This window comes from Streptomyces sp. NPDC085932 (assembly GCF_044540525.1).
Taxonomy (GTDB): Bacteria; Actinomycetota; Actinomycetes; order Streptomycetales; family Streptomycetaceae; genus Streptomyces; species Streptomyces levis.
Genome location: NZ_JBITSJ010000006.1, coordinates 637240 through 654030, shown reverse-complemented (window position 1 = coordinate 654030; position 16791 = coordinate 637240). Strand labels below are relative to the sequence as shown.

Sequence of the window (16791 nt, the reverse complement as noted above, 5' to 3'; positions counted from 1 at the left end):
GAGCGGCCGTGGTCGGCCGCGCCCGCTCGGGCAAGTGGCTTTGGCCAGGTGCGCGTTCCAGAGCACCGACACGCTTCCGTTTGCCGCGGAACGGGAGCGCTCTCCCCCGCCTCCGGCGGGTCGAGGCAGTTGCCTCCTCGACTGCTAGTCGTGGTCGGTCTGTACGCCGGGGGGCCGGCAGTCGAGGACTTCGACGCGGACTTCGGCAGCTTGTTGTGCGGCCTGGTGCACCTGTTCTCGCTCGATCTGGTGCTGGGTGTGGCGGGGCGAGCAGCGTGGCCGTTCTTCGGAGTGCCACTGGTCGCAGTCGAAGAAGCCGATGAGGAAGATGCCGGCGGTGCGGGGGCGGCGTAGGTAGCGGGCGACCAATTGCTCGGCGAGGGCGGTGGGCAGGCTGCGGTTCCAGCAGCCTTTGGCCTCGATGATCACGGTGAACGGTTCCGTGTTGTGGGAGGGGTCGGCTGCCTGGATGTGTATGTCGGTGCGGCCTCCTCCGGCACCCGGGCGGTCGACCTGGACTTCGCGGTTGAGGATGATGCGCCGTCCGCCGAGGTGGTTCTTGAGCAGGCCCATGACGAGGTCGCTGAAGTCTTCCTCCCATGTCGGCCACATCGCGTTGTAGGCGGTTGCGGCGCGGCGGTTCCAGAGCAGGATGGCCATCCCGTTGGGGCCCGAGAGTGTGTCTTGGACGTGCTCGAGGGCCTCCATGACGACGTCCAGGAGCTGTGTCTCGTCGGTGATCACGCGCAGGCTGTGGTCGGCCGCCAGTTTCCTCAGCTGGTGCGCGGCCAGTGGCCGGTTCTGTTGCTGGGCGGCCTGGCGTGCTGTGTGGCGGGCCATGCGCCTCAGGCGCGCCGGGTGGAGGGTGGTGGAGGCGGACAGTTGGTTGAGGCAGTCGGCTGCTTGCTGGGTGCCTTTGTTCATGATCAGTCGGGGCAGGGTGTCGGCGAGGCTGTGAAGGTTGTCCTCCGGTGTGATTCGGTGGGGCACACCGGGCTCGTACTCGGGCCGGGGCCGATGGAGTTCCTCCCGTTCGCACAGGCGTGTGTAGAGGTCGGCGAGATCATCGGCGCCGAGTTCTGCCACGCCTGCGGGCCAGTGACCGGAGCCGCCGAGGAGCCCGCGGTCGATCATGGACCGGAACAGTTCGGGGTCGTCGAACGCCTGGCGGATGTGCGGCCAGCTCTCCGGCAGGCCGGCAGAAGACATGAGGCTACGGGCTGCGGTGATCCAGCGCCCCGGATCCGACCCTGACCGATTGTGGGGCGCACCTGCCGTCACGGTGTCGTTGACCTGGACGCGGGCAGATACATCTCCCAGGTCGGACAGGGTGATCGTCACGGCAGCCCAGGCCTCGTCACTGCGGCCGGGTGCAGCGGCCCAGTCCTGCACGACGGCGAGGGCGTCGACCTCATCGTGGGTATGCAGGAACCGGGCCAGATCAGTGAGCCGGTAGGGCTCAAGGCGGTCCAGGCACGCCGCGAGTGCGGTCTCGAAAGCGGAACCGGCATGGCGGGCGCACTGCTTGAACAAGCTGTGGCGCAGATCCTGATCCTGCACGGGGAGCGACATGGTGACCAGAGCGAGCGCCCAGCCCGCCCAACGCTCGGCGTCGTCTGCGGGCACTGCTGCTTCCCAGGAATGGGCCGGCACGAATCGGGCCGCAGTCAGTTCCGGTACGTCGGTCCACTCGGTGCCCCATGCCTGCACGTCGTGCGTCTTCCAGAAGGGGGCGGTGGCTAGGACATGCAGGGTGGCCCGGGTCAGCTGGGTGTGCAGAGCGCTGCCCTCAGGTGGGCATGACGGTGCCGCGGCGACCGCGGTGAGGGGGGAAACCTCTTCGGCAGGGCGGCCGTCACTGGTGCGATTGAGGTGGCCGAGGACCGTGCGCCAGGCAGAGCGGACGTGGTCCGGGCCGACCGTTTGCACATCCTCCAGCGCAGCGGTGAACTGGTCCTCTTCGAAGGTGTTGCGGCGCCGCTGCTCTTGCTCCCGGGCTTGTCTGCGGAGCTGCCATTCGGGGGGCGGAGCGTCCCACCAGGCAGTGGCGTCCCTGAGCTCCAGATCGGCCTGCCGGGCCCGCTCAAGGGCTTCGCGCAGCCGCGTGTCGTCCGGCCGCTGTCTGCGGTCGAAGAGCGGCTGCGCAGTACGCCGCACCTCTTGTGGAAGGTCCAGCCAGCGGTCGGCCCAGTACAGCAGGTCCTCCTCCGGGAAGAGCCCCACTTGCGGGGTGGTGAAGGTGAGTTCCAGGACCTGCTCTGTGCTGCTGTGGTGCAGGACGTAGTCGGCGAGACGGCGGCGCAGGTCGGGCACCTGAGTCAGCGAGTCACGCAGGTACTCGAGCGGAGCGTGCGAGTCGCTGGTATGGGACAGCTCCGGGTAGGCCGCCAGGGCGGCCAGCGCCCGACCGGCCTGCATCTCGCCAGGCGCCGGACCGTCAAGTGCCGTCCGGCCGATGAGGTCGATACACCTCGCCAGCAGCGCAGTAGCGGTCAGGGACTTGGGGCCTTGCTCTTCAAGCGCTGCGACGCACCAAACCAGAGCCTCGTCAGTGTCCTCTGCCGTGACCAGGTCCATGGCCCGCTCCAGCTCCGGGCGGTAGGCGAACGACCGTTGGACAGGACGCAGATCGAAGTACGCGGCCAGCAGGAGATGCTGCGGCCGCAGAAGGTCCAGTGCCGCTTCGACAACACCGGTCTTCGCGTCCGCCGTCAGAGCGCGCAGCCGTTCGACGACCTCATCTCCGTGCACGGTCTCCTCGGCGATCGCATGCAGGGCGAAGGAACGAAGCTGTGTCGACAGGGTGGTGTCCTCCGCGAACGACAGCAGGGCAGGCGTCAGCAGAGCCGACCGGCATTGCGCAGCGATCCACAAAGCCAGATACATCTGATCCGGGTCGGCGTCGCGGACCAGATACGGGGTCAGCTGTGCGGCCAGAGCAGGATGGTTCAGCCGCTCCAAGCGCCCGAAGTCGAGGCGGTCGAAGCCCTCATGGGGTGCTGCGTCCAGAAGCGCTTGGGCGGTCCGCTGGCGTGATGCAGCGGGCAGAGAACTCAGGTCAACCAGGAGAAGAACCCGTGGATCGTGGATGAGCAGGTCCTCGAACAACTGCGGGTCGTCGACCGCCAGCCGGGCAGCAATCTCCTCGTGCTCCGGCACGATGTGGCGTGCGAGGCCGCTGCCAACCCACAAGAGCTCGCTTCGTACGGCGGGGGCGATACGGTCGCGTACGTACTGCGCTGCCAGGTGTTCCTGATAACTGCGGTGGGCAAACACCCAGCGCCGCTGACCCACCGGTGTCAGCAAGCCGGATTCGGTGAGATGCATCAGCTCATGGCGCCGGCACTCAAGCTGCGGAGCAGAGCCGGGAATAGCGGGAAAAACCAGGTTATCTAGGTACATTTCACCCTGCATCACCCTCTCATGGTCGGCGAGAGCAGGGCTGTGGCTGAACTGCAGGGCTGCCGCCACCCAGCGGGCGACTTCTAGCAGGTGATCCACCGGCGGCCGTTCCTGGCGCTGAGCAAACCCCTGTGACCAGCTCTCCGTGCACAGCCTGCGGCAGGCCCGGTCATAGGCTTCGGCCACCGTCTTGGGGAGCTCTTCACCTTCGGCCTGGGCATCCAGCAGCGGGATCAGCGTGACGGGCTGCTCCGCCAGGGCCTCAAGACCCCGGCCGCTCACCTGCTTGGCGAATGCGGTCCCTTCCAGGCCGCGCTGCCCGGCCGCGCTCTCCACGTCCTGCCTGGTCAGAGGCTCCAGTGCCATCAACGCCACCTGGCTCGCATCCGGCCACAGCCCTCGCAACCCGCTCTCCAGCGTCTCGGGCCAGCGGGTGGTGCGGCAGGTGATCCGCAGACGCAGCCCTTCACGCTGGCGCGCCGACATCGCCCGCAACTGCAGCAGGAGGGCCGCGTCAAGGCCGGAGATGTCGCTCAGGCCCTCGTCCAGCCCGTCCAGCAGCACATACCGTGGCCCGTCTCCTGCCTCGTGCAAGTGCTGATGCAGGGTGCTGCTCGCGAAGGCGGCATCGATCACGTCCCGGCCCAGATGCAACAAGGGGGCAGTCGTCGCACCCTCACTGGTGAGCAGATCGTGCTCCTGCTCTAGAGCCACGGATTTGCCCGCACCACGCTCCCCCAGCACAACGACGACCGGCACATCCCGCATCTCCTCCAGCCGCACCAGGCTGCTGGTGTCCCGCTTGCCGTCGACTGGATCAGGCTGTGCGCCGACGCCATCGGGAGGCAAGGGCCGCAACGATCGTCGCCACGCGTATCGCATCAGCCCATTGTCCCGAAGAGCCGACGCGATCCACGGCCTCCGCCGCAGCTGCCAACTACTCCTGCTCCACGGCCACATCGCCCGGTACTCAAAGCCCTCCAAGGCCACGCACAGCGGCCCTGGCCAGGACCGTCCGCAGCACCCACTCCCCAGCCCCCTGTAGGCGTCGTTCTCACACCATCTGCCGCAGTCTCAACCGACTTGCAGACCGCAGTTCAGGCGAGCCCTGCTCCCGGAAACTACCTCTCAGACCATCTCAACGCATCCGCGGGACCGCAGGTCAGAACGGTACGACTACCGCAACATCGATGAGACCTCACAGCCTTCCCGCTCCACCCACTGCGCGAGCGCCGCCAGGCCCCGCTGGAGCGCCCGCTGCACCTTCCCCTGGCCCTTCGTCGCATCCTTGGCCGCTGGTGCGGGAGGCGGCGTCTCAGCGGGTGTGATGCCCAGCTGGGACAGCCGCTCCTGCTGCTCGGGCAGGAGCCGCGCCCAGAGGTTCGCTCTGTGCGGATGTGGGCGGCCTCTGCTCGCTGGAGGACCTTCGCGCGGACGTGTTCGACGTCGCGTCCGTGTGAGTGAGATACGTGATGGCCACGCCTACGGGATGATCGAAGTGGTCGTCGGAGAGCGTGTCCCACACCCTGTTACTGTCAGTGGAAATTCTGGTGACATTGTTCAAGCCGGAGTTGGTGACCCAGACCCCTGGATACGCGTTGGTGTAAGGGTTCTCCGCGATACCGAAGGAGGCGGCGTCGGGGCCGCCGACGGGAATGTTTGCGGCAACTGTGTTGGAATTCAGGTCGATCGCCGACACCTTGTCCGTCGTCGTGTTGGTGACGTAGACCCATCTGCTAGCCCATGGGTTGGTTACGACGCCGTAGGGGTCTCCGTCGATCGGGATGTGGTCGGTGACGGTGCCGTTGTTGCTGGTGTCGATCACCGAGACTTCGCCCTTGGCGGTGACGTAGGCTGTGCCGAAATCGCTGAACGCCACTTGGTGGGGGTTTCGGCCGACGTTGTCGATGGTCTTGATGACGGTGTCGGTGCCGGTGTCGATCTCCGAGATGTTGTTCGAATTCGGTCCGCTGTTGATGACGTAGACCCGAGTGCCGTCTGGACTCACTGCCACGCCTTCGGGGCTCTCGCCGACCTTGATGGTTTTGATGACAGTGTTGGTGCTAGCGTCGATCACTGACACCGTGTTCGAATCCCTGTTGGTGACCCAGACGCGGCTGCCGTCCGGGCTGACCGCCACACCGTAGGGCTCTTCCCCCACGTTGTCGATGGTCTTGATGACCGTGTCGGTGTCGGGGTTGATCACCGACACCGAGTGCGAGCCGGCGTTGGTGACGTATATGTAGGGATCCGGCCCTGTGTGGTCACGGGTCACGGGGGCGGCCGCCACACCGAGGGGTTCTTCACCGACGTGGATGGTGGTGTAGAAGCCGGGGTCGTCCGACGAGTAGCCGAGATTCCATACCGAAACGGTGTTGGATCCTTGGTTGGCGATATAGGCGTAGGGACGATAGTTCTGCGGGGAGTCGCTGGCGACGGCGGGTATGGCCGTGGCGAGTGGGACGGCCACCCCTGCAAGGACCGCAAGTGACGTCAAGGTCCGCAGCAGCGTCCGGCGGGTACCTCTACCGCTACCTTTGGCGTTGCGTCGTCGTCCGCTGTTGCCGGGCTGCGCCGGCTGCGATGTGGTGGTGTCCGACATTAAACGGCCTCCGGTGGTTTTGGCAGGTGGTCCTGGCCATCAACGCTACGGGGCTTGCTCGGCCGTGTGCGTCGTCCGACTGGTGGGCGGGCGTCGGCCGCACATGCCCGTGGGGTGTGGGTGGTGGTGGCCCGGTTGGAGGAGCCACTGTGGGCGGTGCGGGCCGTCTTGATGCGGTGCTGGGAGTCTGGGCCTTGACCAGGACCGCACGTGTCGCGGGCCGCAGGGTGATCGCCATCGACGGCAAGACGGTCCGGGGCGCACGGGGTGGCGGCTTCGCGGGCTCGCACCTGGTCGCCGCCCTCGCGCACGGGTCCGGGGCGGTGCTCGGCCAGGTCGCGGTGAGCGAGAAGAGCAATGAGATCCCCACCGCCCGGGAATTGCTTGAACTCCTCGACCTGGACGGCGTGGTCGTCACGATGGACGCACTGCACACCCAGCACGACACCGCGGCCCTGGTGACCAGGGCCGGGGGGAGACTATGTCCTGACCGCGAAGGCGAATCAGAAGTCGTTGTACGCACAGCTCAAGGCGCTCCCCTGGACTTCGATACCCGCCGTCACCGGGACGGACCGAGGACATGGACGCCGCGCCACTCGCACGATCAAGGTCGCGACGTGCCGGCATGGGTCGAGTTCGCCGGGGCCGGGCAAGTCGCCCAGCTGCGGCGCACCGTCACCGCAAGGGCGCGGCCGTCGCAGACGGCGGGGCAGCGCGCAGCGTCTGCCCCGGTACCGGGGCAGGCCGCCGGTAGGCCGCGCAGCGGGCCTGGCCGTGCTGTGCCTGCGCCATGTGCCCGGCCGCCGCTCCGGTGGGGAGAGCGGGTGTGGGGGCGCAGTCGCGCTGCTTGGCGGGCTCGGCGAGGGGCCCTGGCAGCTGTCGGCCGCGTGTGTCGTGCGGGGCGCGGGAGGCGGGGTCGTGTCGCGCAGGTGGCTGGCCGCGATTCACAACCACGGGTTGTGTCTGGTGTGGTCTTGGTGACCCGGCATGTTCTATGGCGCCGGGAAGCGCTGCGTCTTTGTGCTGCGAGCGCATGGGGACGGCCCCGTCCATCAGAGGATGGGGCCGTCGGTCAGCGCGTCCGGGGTACAGCCGGATCAGGTGTGCCGCGTCGTCACTGTGCCGCTGCGGTGGTGTTGCTGGCCCACAGGGCTCCGCCCCTGCCGGGACCGCCGTTGCTCTTGTAGATGACGAAGTTGCCGTCGTTCTGCATGACGGCCCAGGCGCCGGTGCTCTCATGGCCGTAGGTGTTGGTGTGCCACAGGAATCGGTTGCTGGCGTCGTAGATGACGAAGTTGCCGTCCTTCTGCATGACGGCGTACGCGCCCGGGTTGCCGTGGGTTCGGGAGGCCCAGATGGCCTTGTTGTCACGCAGGCGGTACATCACCAGGTTTCCGTCGCTCTGCATGACCAGGCGGGTGAGGTTTGCCTGGTACTGCCAGCCCGCTTTGAGGGTGGTGCCTCCGTCGATGACCCCCGGCGGGAAGTACCAGTTGGGGCAGTCACGAAGGATTTCTTCGCGGGTCATGGGTCGTTCATCCCAGCCGACTTCGCTGTACAGGCCGTCTTGTCCTTCTCTGGCGGGCTGACGGACGGTGTCGTAGGAGGTGGCCCAATAGTAGTGGCCCCACTTGGGGTCGTCGTAGTGGGTCCGCCACTTTCCTGTGTAGGCCTGCATCACCTGGCCGCGTTTGATCCAGGCGTAGGTGCCGGGCTTTACGTCGACATGGTAGGTGTCCGAAACGGTCTTTTGTTCCATCCAGGAGTGCTCGTACTTCGTCTCGACACCGGTTTTGACGATTGCTCCGACCTCCACCTTGAACGAGATGCCGAAGGTGTCGCTTGTGCCCGTTGTCTGGGACCAGGATATGGACTTGCGCTGAGGCGCGCTCATGCAGTTGGGGGAGAGGTTCGAGACCCTCCTCCAGTTGTCGATGTACGTCTTTCTTGTCAGGTCGCCACCGGGGCTCTCGCCCATGACGGGGCTGCCGTCTCCGAAGGTGCACTTGCCCAGCCCGGAAGTGCAGTCGGCCATGATCTGTTGTGTGGTGGGCCCCGGGTAGACATGATGGGCTTCGGACGGCGTCGCCGTCATTGCGACCATGCCAAGTACGGCAGTGGCCAGTGTCAGTGTCTTTCCGGTCCGCCTCCGCGCGCGACATCTTGGCATGTGCGGTCCTTACTATTCGACGGGGAGGTGGGCAAGCGGCCTTCGTCCGGTGCTTGGAAGATGCCAGCGCCCTGGGATGCGCATGAGGATGGCATAAAGAATGACCGAAACCAGAAGATGTCCTGGAGCGTAAAAAATGTTTACAGCCGGTCGTTGAATGGGCGGCTGCGGTGCTGTGGGTTTCTTCGGACGGCGGGAGTGGCGTCAAAGGTGGGTTCGGCCCGTGAAAGGACGAGCGGGCTGTCGGTGAGGACGACGTGGTGACCCCGGTAGAACGGGCCATGCGGGATGGCCGGCGGGCGCATCGGGCGGTGGGGCGGCTGGCGCATGGGGTGCCTGTGCGATACAGGCCGGGACTGGCACGTCTGTGGTCGTGACGGTTCGGTCGCTGGGCCGGTGGCCCCGGTCTCGGTATCCGTTGGGCCTACCCGGCGGTATTTCACGTGCTGGAGATTCCAGTGGCCGGGGTCTGGGGCGTTCGCCGCGTGACAGTGCCGGCGAGGCCTGGGAGCCGGAAGTCCGTATCCGTGCCGTCGCTTGCGTTCTGTCGCAGGCAGATGTCGGTGGGAGACGCTCTGGCCTTGTGTGCGGGCCCGCCGGCTTCGCACGAGCGGTGGTTCCGTCTTGGCAGGGCCCAGTCACGGTGGGGAGGGGGGCACGGGCGTGGCTCATGGCCTCTGGCGGGGGCGGAGGCGGTGGAGTTGGCGTTTTCGGGTTCGGGCCGTATGTGGGCGGGTTCTGTGCAGGCGGTCATGCCGACGAGGGCCGTGGGCTTTGTTCTGTGTCATCTTGCGTGCTCTGCCCGTTGTCACGGGGGGATGTCGGCGAAATTCACCGAGGTGAGTTTTTCGGAGATGGCCCACAGCTTTCGCGCCCTGTACTCGTCGAGGGCGTAGGGGCTCATGCGGGCGGGAGCCGGGTGGCCGCGCAGTTCCCCGCGTCCTCCCGGACCGGTGTAGCTGCCACCGGGCAGGGGCTGGGTGGCTGCGTAGAGGGAAGGCAGGGCACCCATCGTGTCGGACTGGGCGAACAAGCGGTTGGTGAGAGCGAGCAGGAGTCGCTGTGTGCGGTGTGCCGTTTGTCCCTGGAGGTTGGTGGCGGCATAGCCGGGGTGGACCGCGTGTGCCGTGACGGAGGATCCGGATTTCGTCAGGCGGCGTTGCAGTTCACGGGTGAAGAGCAGGTTGGCCAGCTTGGACTGTTGGTACGCGCGCCAGGGGTTGTACGAGGATTCGGACTGGATGTCTTCGAAGTTGATGTCAACGCCCGATGCGCGGTGGGCGTTGGAAGCGACGGTGACGACTCTGTCCGTGATGGACGGCAGCAGCAGGTTGGTGAGCGCGAACGGGCCCAGGTGGTTGGTGGCGAACTGTGTTTCGAATCCGTCGACGGTGACGGCGTGAGGGGTCGCCATGACGCCGGCATTGTTCACGAGAACGTCGAGGGGGCCTTCCCAGTCCGAGGCGAAGGCTCGTATCGATGACAGGTCGGCGAGATCCAGGCGTCGTACTTCGGTGCTTCCGGGCAACGTAGCCGCGAGGCGTTGGCCACGGATCACGCTTCGGACGGCGAGGACGACATGGCCTCCCGCCCGCGCCAGTTCACGCGCCGTGACGGCACCGAGGCCACTGCTGGCACCTGTCACGACGAACGTGGTGCCACTGAGGTCGGGCAGGTCGGCAGCAGTCCAGCGTTGAGCACGTGTCATGGGCGCAGCTTGTCACTGTGTCACGGGGGTCGCCCTACGTGGTTGCCCTGAGCGCAACAGCACCAGGTGCGACGTCCATGACGGGCGTGGTCGTTCACCGTCCAGGGGGTGCTTGATGCGGCGACCTGACAGTTCCTCAGGTTCGTTGGCCGGTGCGCCATGGCGTTTCGGCCGGGAGCAACGGTGGTGCTCCCAGGGGTCGGCGGCCGATGTCGGGCTGGTCGAAGGTGCCCGGAACGGGCAGCGTGCCCCAGCGGTTGATCGGCCAGGCCTTGACGATGGCGCGGCCGACGACCTTTTCGACCGGGACCATGCCGCGGTATCGGTCGGACTGGTGGTAGCGGGAGTCGAGGGAGTCCTGGCGGTGGTCGCCCATCACCCAGATGAATCCCTTGGGCACCTTCACTGTGAACTGGCCACCCTCACTGTCCACGCTGCACGGTGTGTTGCCTGGATAGACGTATGGCTCGTCCAGCGCCTTGCCATTGACCCGCACCGGGCCGGTGCCGTTGCACTCGACGGTGTCGCCGCCGACCCCGATCACCCGCTTGATCAGGTCTTTCTCCGACGCGGACGGCATCACGCCGATCCAGCTGAGCACCTTGTGCACCAAGGACGCATCGGGCACCGGCTCGTTGGCCAGCCAGGCGTCCGGGTCGTGGAAGACGACGACCTCGCCACGCTCGGGCTCGGAACCGAACCAGGGGGTGAGCTTGTCCACCAAGACACGGTCACCCGGTTGGAGCGTGTTCTGCATCGACGCGGACGGGATGGAGAACGCCTGCAGCAGAAACGTCTTGATCAGCAGCGCCAGTACCAGAGCGATGCCGATCAGCAGCGGCACCTCCTTCCACAGCGAGCGTGGCTTCTTTTGCCGCTCAGTACCGTCACCGGTCGGTTCCGGACCGCCGCTATCGTTGTGTTCCGTCACTGGGGCGTCCTCGTGTGCTGTCGAGTGACCTCACGGGCTGTCACGGTCCGGCGAAGGCCGGCGTGCCGCTCCGGCCGAGGTGCTGATGTCCGCCGGTTCCTGATCGTGCATCAACTGCTGTGTCAACGTTAGCTTTGCCGGCCTCGCTGCATGTGGAGGGGCGAGCTGCGCCTCGGGCGGCGGGGGGCGTATGGGTGTCGCGGCATCCACTCGTTGCCCATGGTTCGTGGGCACGGCGCGAGCGGAACCGGCTGGCCACGGCATGGGGCATCGTCAGCGACTTCGGCAGGGTCGGCTCGTCGATGCCCAGGTCGTGCAGGGCGCGCAGGGCGCCGTCCACCGGAGCGTCCATCACCTTCTCGTGCCACTGCGCCGCGATGACGGTCACTCGCAGGCCGCCTGCGTCGGCTGCGGACCGTTCCGGTGTGCCGTGGGCGCTCATGGTGCTCCCTTGTGTTCTCTCGCCGGGTTGTGGTGTGGGGTGCCGCAGGCCGGCACGGTGGTCGTGTCGAGCCAGGGCAAGTCGTGGCCCATCCGGTCCCGCTTGGTGCGCAGGTAGCGGAGGTTGTGCTCGCCGGCGCTGACCGGCATCGGCACACGGGCCTCGACCGTGATGCCGTGCCGGGCGAGGGCGTCGGTCTTGTCGGGGTTGTTGGTCAGCAGCCGCACGCTGCGCACCCCGAGGTCGGCGAGGATCCGGGCGCCCGCGCCGTAGTCGCGGGCGTCGGCGGGCAGGCCGAGTTCGAGGTTGGCGTCGAGGGTGTCACGGCCGCGTTCCTGGAGTTCGTAGGCGCGCAGCTTGGACATCAGGCCGATGCCGCGGCCCTCGTGTCCGCGCAGGTAGACCACGACTCCGCGGCCCTCTTGCTGGATGCGGGCCAGGGAGGCGTCCAGCTGGGGTCCGCAGTCGCAGCGGGCCGAGCCGAAGACGTCGCCGGTGAGGCATTCGGAGTGGACGCGTACCAGGACGTTTCTGCCGTCGCCGATGTCGCCGTGCACCAGGGCGACGTGTTCGACGCCGTCGACGGTGGAGCGGTAGCCGTGGGCGGTGAAGGTGCCGTGGGCGGTGGGCAGGTGGGTGGTGGCCTCGCGGCGGACGGTGGGTTCGCTGCTGCGCCGGTAGGCGATCAGGTCCTCGATGGAGATGATCGTCAGGCCGTGCTTGCGGGCGAAGGGGACCAGCTCGGGCAGGCGCAGCATGCGCCCGTCCTCGCCGGCGATCTCGACGATGGCGCCGGCCGGGCGCAGACCGGCGAGGCGGGCCAGGTCGACGGCGGCCTCGGTGTGGCCGTTGCGGGCGAGCACGCCGCCGGGCCGGGCGCGCAGGGGGAAGATGTGGCCGGGGCGGACGAAGTCGCCGGGTCCGGACACGCCGTCGGCGAGCAGTTGGAGGGTGGTGGCGCGGTCGGCGGCGGAGATGCCGGTGCTCACGCCGTGCGCGGCGGAGGCGTCGACGGAGACGGTGAAGGCGGTCTTCATCGACTCGGTGTTGTCGTCGACCATCTGCGGCAGGTTCAGCCGGTCCAGTTCGTCGCCCTCCATGGGGGCGCAGATCAGGCCGCGGCACTCGCTCATCATGAAGGCGACGATCTCGTCGGTCGCCTTCTCGGCGGCGATGACGAGGTCGCCCTCGTTCTCCCGGTCCTCGTCGTCGACGACCACGACCGGGCGGCCGGCGGCGATGTCGGCGACGGCCTGCTCGACGGGATCGAGCGCGGCATCGTCGATGTCACCGAAGGAGGCGTGGACCGGATCCGAGGGGACGGCGCGGAGTATGTCCGGTGCGGCGGTGGCGGGAGAGGGACAGGTGTTCATGGTGTTGCCGCTCCTTGCAGGGCAGGTGTGCGCACGGCACGGGATCGAAGCCACCAGTCGCGCAGGCCCCACAGGACGAGCGCGCTGTAGAGGGCGTAGACGAGGCCGGAGAAGGCGAAGCCGTTGGTGAAGTTCAGCGGGATGCCGACCAGGTTGACCAGGAGCCAGGCGAACCAGAACTCGACCATGCCGCGGGCCTGGGCGTACATGGCGACGACGGTGCCGACGAAGAGGCAGGCGTCCGGCCAGGGGTCCCAGGACAGGGTCGGGAAGGTGGTGAACAGCGTGGCGACGGCGATGGTGCCGAGGACGGTGCCGGCCAGCATGACGATGCGCTCGCGCCGGGTGGCGAAGCGGATGTCGAGGGAGCCGTCGGGGGCCTGCTTGCGGCCGCGGATCCACTGTGCCCAGCCCCAGGCGGCGACGACCATCACCACGACCTGCTTTCCGGCGCTGCCGGTCAGATGGGCGGGGGCGAACGCGGCGAAGAGAACGAGACTGGACAGGATCTGAGCGGGCCAGCTCCACAGGGAGCGGCGCCGGCCCAGGACCAGTGCGAGCAGACCGATGACGTTGCCGATCATGTCGGCCCACTTGATGTGCTGGCCGAAGAGGGCGAACGCCTCGGAGTTCAGCGTGTTCACCGGGTCGCCCCCTGCGCGTGGTCGCCCAGCATCCGCTCGACGTACTTGGCGATGACGTCCACTTCGAGGTTGACCGGGTCGCCGGGCTGCTTGTGGCCGAGCGTGGTCAGGTCGAGGGTGGTCGGGATGAGGCTGACCGTGAAGTGGCCGGGGCCGGCGTCGACGACGGTGAGGCTGATGCCGTCGACGGTGATGGAGCCCTTCTCGACCACGTACCGGGTGAGGTCGGCGGGCAGGGAGATCTTCACGATCTCCCAGTTCTGGGAGGGCTGGCGCTCCAGGATCTCGCCGGTGCCGTCGACATGGCCCTGCACGATGTGCCCGCCGAGACGGTCACCCACGGCCATGGGGCGTTCCAGATTCACGCGGGAGCCGGCCCGCAGGGCACCGAGGCTGGAGCGGTTCAGGGTCTCGGCCATGACGTCGGCGGTGAACTCCTCGCCCTCGTGGTCCACGACCGTGAGGCAGACGCCGTTGACGGCGATGGAGTCCCCGTGTTCCGCGCCCTGGGTGACAAGGGGGCCGCGCAGGCGGAAGCGACAGGCGTCGTCGAGGGTCTCGACGGCGGTGACCTCGCCCAGCTCTTCGACGATTGCGGTGAACACTTCTCAAGCCCTTGTGCGGGAAGCGGTGGGTCGGCCGGTCTCCGGCACGGTCGTCCCCGCCGGGAAGGCCACGGGCTGGTCTGCGAAGGCGGGGAGCGGCCGTAGGTCCTGTGCCGATCGTGGTGATCGCGCATCGGGCTCGTACGGAGCGGCTCTTCAGCGATCATCGCAACCGCCGCGATGAGGCATCACCCACCGATCGGCCCTCCTCGCGGGGGATCGGCTGATGGTGTGAGGGCCGACGGTGCTGCGGCTGCGGACCTGGTCCGGCTCGGTGGATTCGGCCGGTCGGGGTGGGTGCAAGGGCGGCGGCGGCGCGTTTCGCCGACGGGAGCGGTCCGGAGGTGGAGGCTCGCCGGAAGATCTCTTGCTGTTCGGTGGAGGCAGTTGCATGCCCGGTGCTCGATCCGGCTGCGGAAAGTCCGGCGCTCGCGCCTTCACGGTGACGGCCCTGGCGGGCTGCCTGGTCGGCCTGGTCGGCGGCGGTTTCCGGTGGTGCCTGCAGGAGGCGGACCGGCTGCGTGGAGACGTTGTGGACGCCGCCTCCGGACTGGGCGTGGCCGGCCTGCTGATTCCTGTCGCGCTCACCGCAACGGGTGCGGCGGTGGGCTGTCTGGTCGCTCAGCGTGCTCCGCACGCGGCGGGCAGCGGGATCCAGCACGTGGAGGCCGTGTGGCGGCAGGAGACCGGGGCGCACCCGGGATGGCTGTTGCCGGCGAAGTTCTTCGGCGGTCTCGCCGCGATCGGCTCGGGCCTGGTGCTGGGGCGGGAGGGCCCGATCGTCCACATGGGCGCCGCTGTCGGTTCGCTGGCCGGGCGCCACGGCCGGTTGGACGCCGAGGACGCCCGGCTGCTGCACACCGCGCTCGGCGGGGCGGGCCTTACCACGGCGTTCACCGCTCCCTTGGGCGGGCTGATGTTCGTCTGCGAGGAGGTGACCGGTTCGATCCGGCCCCGGCTGGTGCTGATGACACTGGTCGGGACCGTCACCTCGGTGGTTTGTGCCCGGTTCATGGTGGGTGGTGCGCCGGTGTTCGAGGTGCCCGGCACTCCGGCTCCGCCGGTGTGGATGCTGCCGCTGTTCTTGGTGCTCGGTGTGACGGGCGGAGCGCTGGGCGCTCTCTACAGTGCTCTGGTCGTCCGGATGCTGCAGTGGTGCGACCGGAGGCCGGCCCGGGTGCCGCTTTCGGTCCGGGCGGCCTGCATCGGAGCCGTGATCGGTGCTCTGCTGGCCGTCGACCCGCTGCTGGCGGGGGGCGGTGATCCGCTGAGCGAAAGCCTGCTGACGGGCGGGAAGCTCACGGCGGCGGCGTTGGCGATCTATCTCGCCGTCCGGTTCGTGGCGGGCCCGCTCAGCTACGCAGCCGCGACCCCCGGCGGGCTGTTCGCCCCGTTGCTGGCTCTGGGAGCCCTGTGGGGTGCCCTGGCCCACGCGCTGGTCTCCCCCGTCCTGCCGGCCGGGGCGGCGAGCTCGGCCGCGTTCGCCGTCGTGGGCATGGCCGTTCTGTTCACCGGGGTCGTACGGGCCCCGTTGACGGGCCTTGTCCTGGTGGTGGAGATGACAGGCGCCACCACTTTGCTGGTCCCCTTGCTGATCGCCTGTTTCGCCTCGGTGCTGACCGCGGACTGCCTGGGCAGCGAGCCCATCTACGACAGTCTGAGGCGCCGCATGCTGAACCATCCTTGAAGCCTCGCCGTGGCGCACTCTCCCCCGCCCGGCGACTTTGAGTAACCGTCAGTTCGCCCGAGTGCCGCGGTGGACAGCACCGTCAGGAGCGCGCAGAGTGGTGGACGTGACGTCGGTCGCGTCCGAGGGGATGAGCGTGACGTTATGCAATCGGGCATGTGTGGTGAGCGAGGAACCTTCCGCTCCCCCGGGATCGTTCTCCCGGAGGCTCAGCCCCGTGCGGCACCACCCGGCAGCGCTGAGGCGCCCGGCGCCGCCGAGGAGCGGGTGGGCCCCACCGAGGGGGCGCTCGTGAAACCCGTCGACGAGGCCGAGACCATGGACGGCCGTGCGGCCCGGCCGCTGCGGGGCTCGCGCGCGTGGACCGAGAAGACGGACACATGACCGGCATACCGTCGCCCCCGGCATCCGGCTCCTCCCCCGGCGCCGGCCCGGCCGGGCCCGGGCCCGGCCAAGTGGAGCGCAGCGCCACCGCGCCGGATGGGCGGCAGGCCGTGCCGGCGCAGACCGGTGGCGGCCAAGCCGGTGGCGGCCAGGCCGGTGTCTTCAACGTGGCGAACATGCTGACCATGCTCCGGTTGTTCTTGGTGCCGGCGTTCGTCGTGCTGATGCTCAGCCACGGTGGGGACGACCCGGCATGGCGCTCGTTCGCCTGGGCGGCGTTCGTTCTCGCCATGATCACCGACTTGTTCGACGGTCACATCGCGCGGGCGTACAACCTGGTCACCGACTTCGGGAGGATCGCCGACCCCATCGCCGACAAGGCGATGGTGGGGGCGGCGCTGATCTGTCTGTCGTCGCTGGGCGACCTTCCGTGGTGGGTGACGGGCGTCATCCTCGGCCGGGAACTGGGCATCACCCTGCTGCGTTTCGCCGTCATCCGGTACGGGGTGATCTCCGCGAGCCGGGGCGGCAAGCTCAAGACGCTCATTCAGGGTACGGCCGTCAGCATGTACGTACTGGCGCTCACGGGCCCGTTGGCGACCATGCGGTTCTGGGTGATGACGCTTGCGGTGACCCTGACGGTCGCGACGGGCCTGGCCTATGTGAAACAGGCCGCTGCTCTGCGCAGGCGGGCTCTCGCCGCACGCCGGACGGCCGCGACGGGCGAAGGGAACGGGTACTTCCCGGGCCGTCGCCAGGGTGCGCTGCCGGCGGTGAAAGGCCGTGGACGCCATGCGTAGTAACGAGGCAGGCCGGACGGTCGGTCCTCCCGGCGCAGGCGGG

11 protein-coding genes and 1 pseudogene are annotated in these 16791 nt (G+C 68.2%); 3 read left to right on the top strand and 9 right to left on the bottom strand.

Annotated elements, in window-relative coordinates; translation table 11 throughout:
- Positions 1-144 precede the first annotated feature (144 nt).
- A complete protein-coding gene (locus ACIGAQ_RS30005) occupies positions 145-4284 on the bottom strand; it encodes a hypothetical protein (RefSeq protein WP_399788356.1) in 4140 nt (1379 codons plus the stop codon).
- Between the two features lie 433 nt (positions 4285-4717).
- A complete protein-coding gene (locus ACIGAQ_RS30000; protein ID WP_399788353.1) occupies positions 4718-5899 on the bottom strand; it encodes a YncE family protein in 1182 nt (393 codons plus the stop codon).
- A gap of 86 nt (positions 5900-5985) precedes the next feature.
- Between ACIGAQ_RS30000 and ACIGAQ_RS29995 the strand changes: the two genes are divergently transcribed.
- Positions 5986-7191 carry an ISAs1 family transposase gene (locus ACIGAQ_RS29995; protein ID WP_399788476.1) on the top strand — a complete coding sequence of 402 codons (1206 nt, stop codon included), beginning with the start codon at positions 5986-5988 and terminating at the stop codon, positions 7189-7191.
- On the opposite strand, the gene ACIGAQ_RS29990 is transcribed toward ACIGAQ_RS29995, so the two are convergent.
- The 7 genes and pseudogenes from ACIGAQ_RS29990 to ACIGAQ_RS29960 form a co-directional block, all read right to left on the bottom strand.
- Positions 7119-8108 carry a hypothetical protein gene (locus ACIGAQ_RS29990; protein WP_399788350.1) on the bottom strand — a complete coding sequence of 330 codons (990 nt, stop codon included), beginning with the start codon at positions 8106-8108 and terminating at the stop codon, positions 7119-7121. The two genes, ACIGAQ_RS29995 and ACIGAQ_RS29990, sit on opposite strands and share 73 nt — an antisense overlap.
- An 874-nt stretch (positions 8109-8982) precedes the next feature.
- Positions 8983-9882, bottom strand: a complete 900-nt coding sequence (locus tag ACIGAQ_RS29985) for an oxidoreductase (RefSeq protein ID WP_399788347.1) — start codon at positions 9880-9882, stop codon at positions 8983-8985.
- Between the two features lie 136 nt (positions 9883-10018).
- Positions 10019-10813: a signal peptidase I gene (gene lepB, locus ACIGAQ_RS29980; protein ID WP_399788344.1), complete on the bottom strand. Its 795-nt coding sequence runs from the start codon at positions 10811-10813 to the stop codon at positions 10019-10021.
- Positions 10814-11078: 265 nt separating this feature from the next.
- Positions 11079-11255, bottom strand: a pseudogene (locus ACIGAQ_RS29975) (6,7-dimethyl-8-ribityllumazine synthase); the annotation flags it as partial.
- Positions 11252-12628, bottom strand: a complete 1377-nt coding sequence (locus ACIGAQ_RS29970; RefSeq protein WP_399788341.1) for a bifunctional 3,4-dihydroxy-2-butanone-4-phosphate synthase/GTP cyclohydrolase II — start codon at positions 12626-12628, stop codon at positions 11252-11254. The pseudogene ACIGAQ_RS29975 and the gene ACIGAQ_RS29970, both read right to left, overlap by 4 nt.
- The gene (pnuC, locus tag ACIGAQ_RS29965; RefSeq protein ID WP_399788338.1) at positions 12625-13272 is read right to left on the bottom strand and encodes a nicotinamide riboside transporter PnuC; all 648 of its coding nucleotides are present in this window, start codon (positions 13270-13272) and stop codon (positions 12625-12627) included. Before pnuC ends, ACIGAQ_RS29970 begins: the two co-directional genes overlap by 4 nt.
- Positions 13269-13877, bottom strand: a complete 609-nt coding sequence (locus ACIGAQ_RS29960; RefSeq protein ID WP_399788335.1) for a riboflavin synthase — start codon at positions 13875-13877, stop codon at positions 13269-13271. The genes pnuC and ACIGAQ_RS29960 overlap by 4 nt, the downstream gene beginning before the upstream one ends.
- Before the next feature lie 391 nt (positions 13878-14268).
- Here ACIGAQ_RS29960 and ACIGAQ_RS29955 point away from each other — a divergent pair, with 391 nt between their 5' ends.
- Positions 14269-15564 (top strand): ClC family H(+)/Cl(-) exchange transporter, encoded by a 1296-nt coding sequence (locus ACIGAQ_RS29955; RefSeq protein WP_399788332.1) that lies wholly within the window; start codon positions 14269-14271, stop codon positions 15562-15564.
- 380 nt (positions 15565-15944) lie between these two features.
- Positions 15945-16748: a CDP-diacylglycerol--glycerol-3-phosphate 3-phosphatidyltransferase gene (pgsA, locus tag ACIGAQ_RS29950; protein ID WP_399788329.1), complete on the top strand. Its 804-nt coding sequence runs from the start codon at positions 15945-15947 to the stop codon at positions 16746-16748.
- The last annotated feature ends 43 nt before the right edge of the window (positions 16749-16791 follow it).

What these genes read in the sequence shown, in the direction of transcription:
- ACIGAQ_RS30005 (WP_399788356.1), bottom strand. Translation starts at nt 4,284, where the DNA reads ATGCGATACGCGTGGCGACGATCGTTGCGGCCCTTGCCTCCCGATGGC.
- ACIGAQ_RS29995 (WP_399788476.1), top strand. Translation starts at nt 5,986, where the DNA reads ATGTGGTGGTGTCCGACATTAAACGGCCTCCGGTGGTTTTGGCAGGTG.
- ACIGAQ_RS29990 (WP_399788350.1), bottom strand. Translation starts at nt 8,108, where the DNA reads ATGGTCGCAATGACGGCGACGCCGTCCGAAGCCCATCATGTCTACCCG.
- ACIGAQ_RS29985 (WP_399788347.1), bottom strand. Translation starts at nt 9,882, where the DNA reads ATGACACGTGCTCAACGCTGGACTGCTGCCGACCTGCCCGACCTCAGT.
- ACIGAQ_RS29970 (WP_399788341.1), bottom strand. Translation starts at nt 12,628, where the DNA reads ATGAACACCTGTCCCTCTCCCGCCACCGCCGCACCGGACATACTCCGC.
- ACIGAQ_RS29955 (WP_399788332.1), top strand. Translation starts at nt 14,269, where the DNA reads ATGCCCGGTGCTCGATCCGGCTGCGGAAAGTCCGGCGCTCGCGCCTTC.
- pgsA (WP_399788329.1), top strand. Translation starts at nt 15,945, where the DNA reads ATGACCGGCATACCGTCGCCCCCGGCATCCGGCTCCTCCCCCGGCGCC.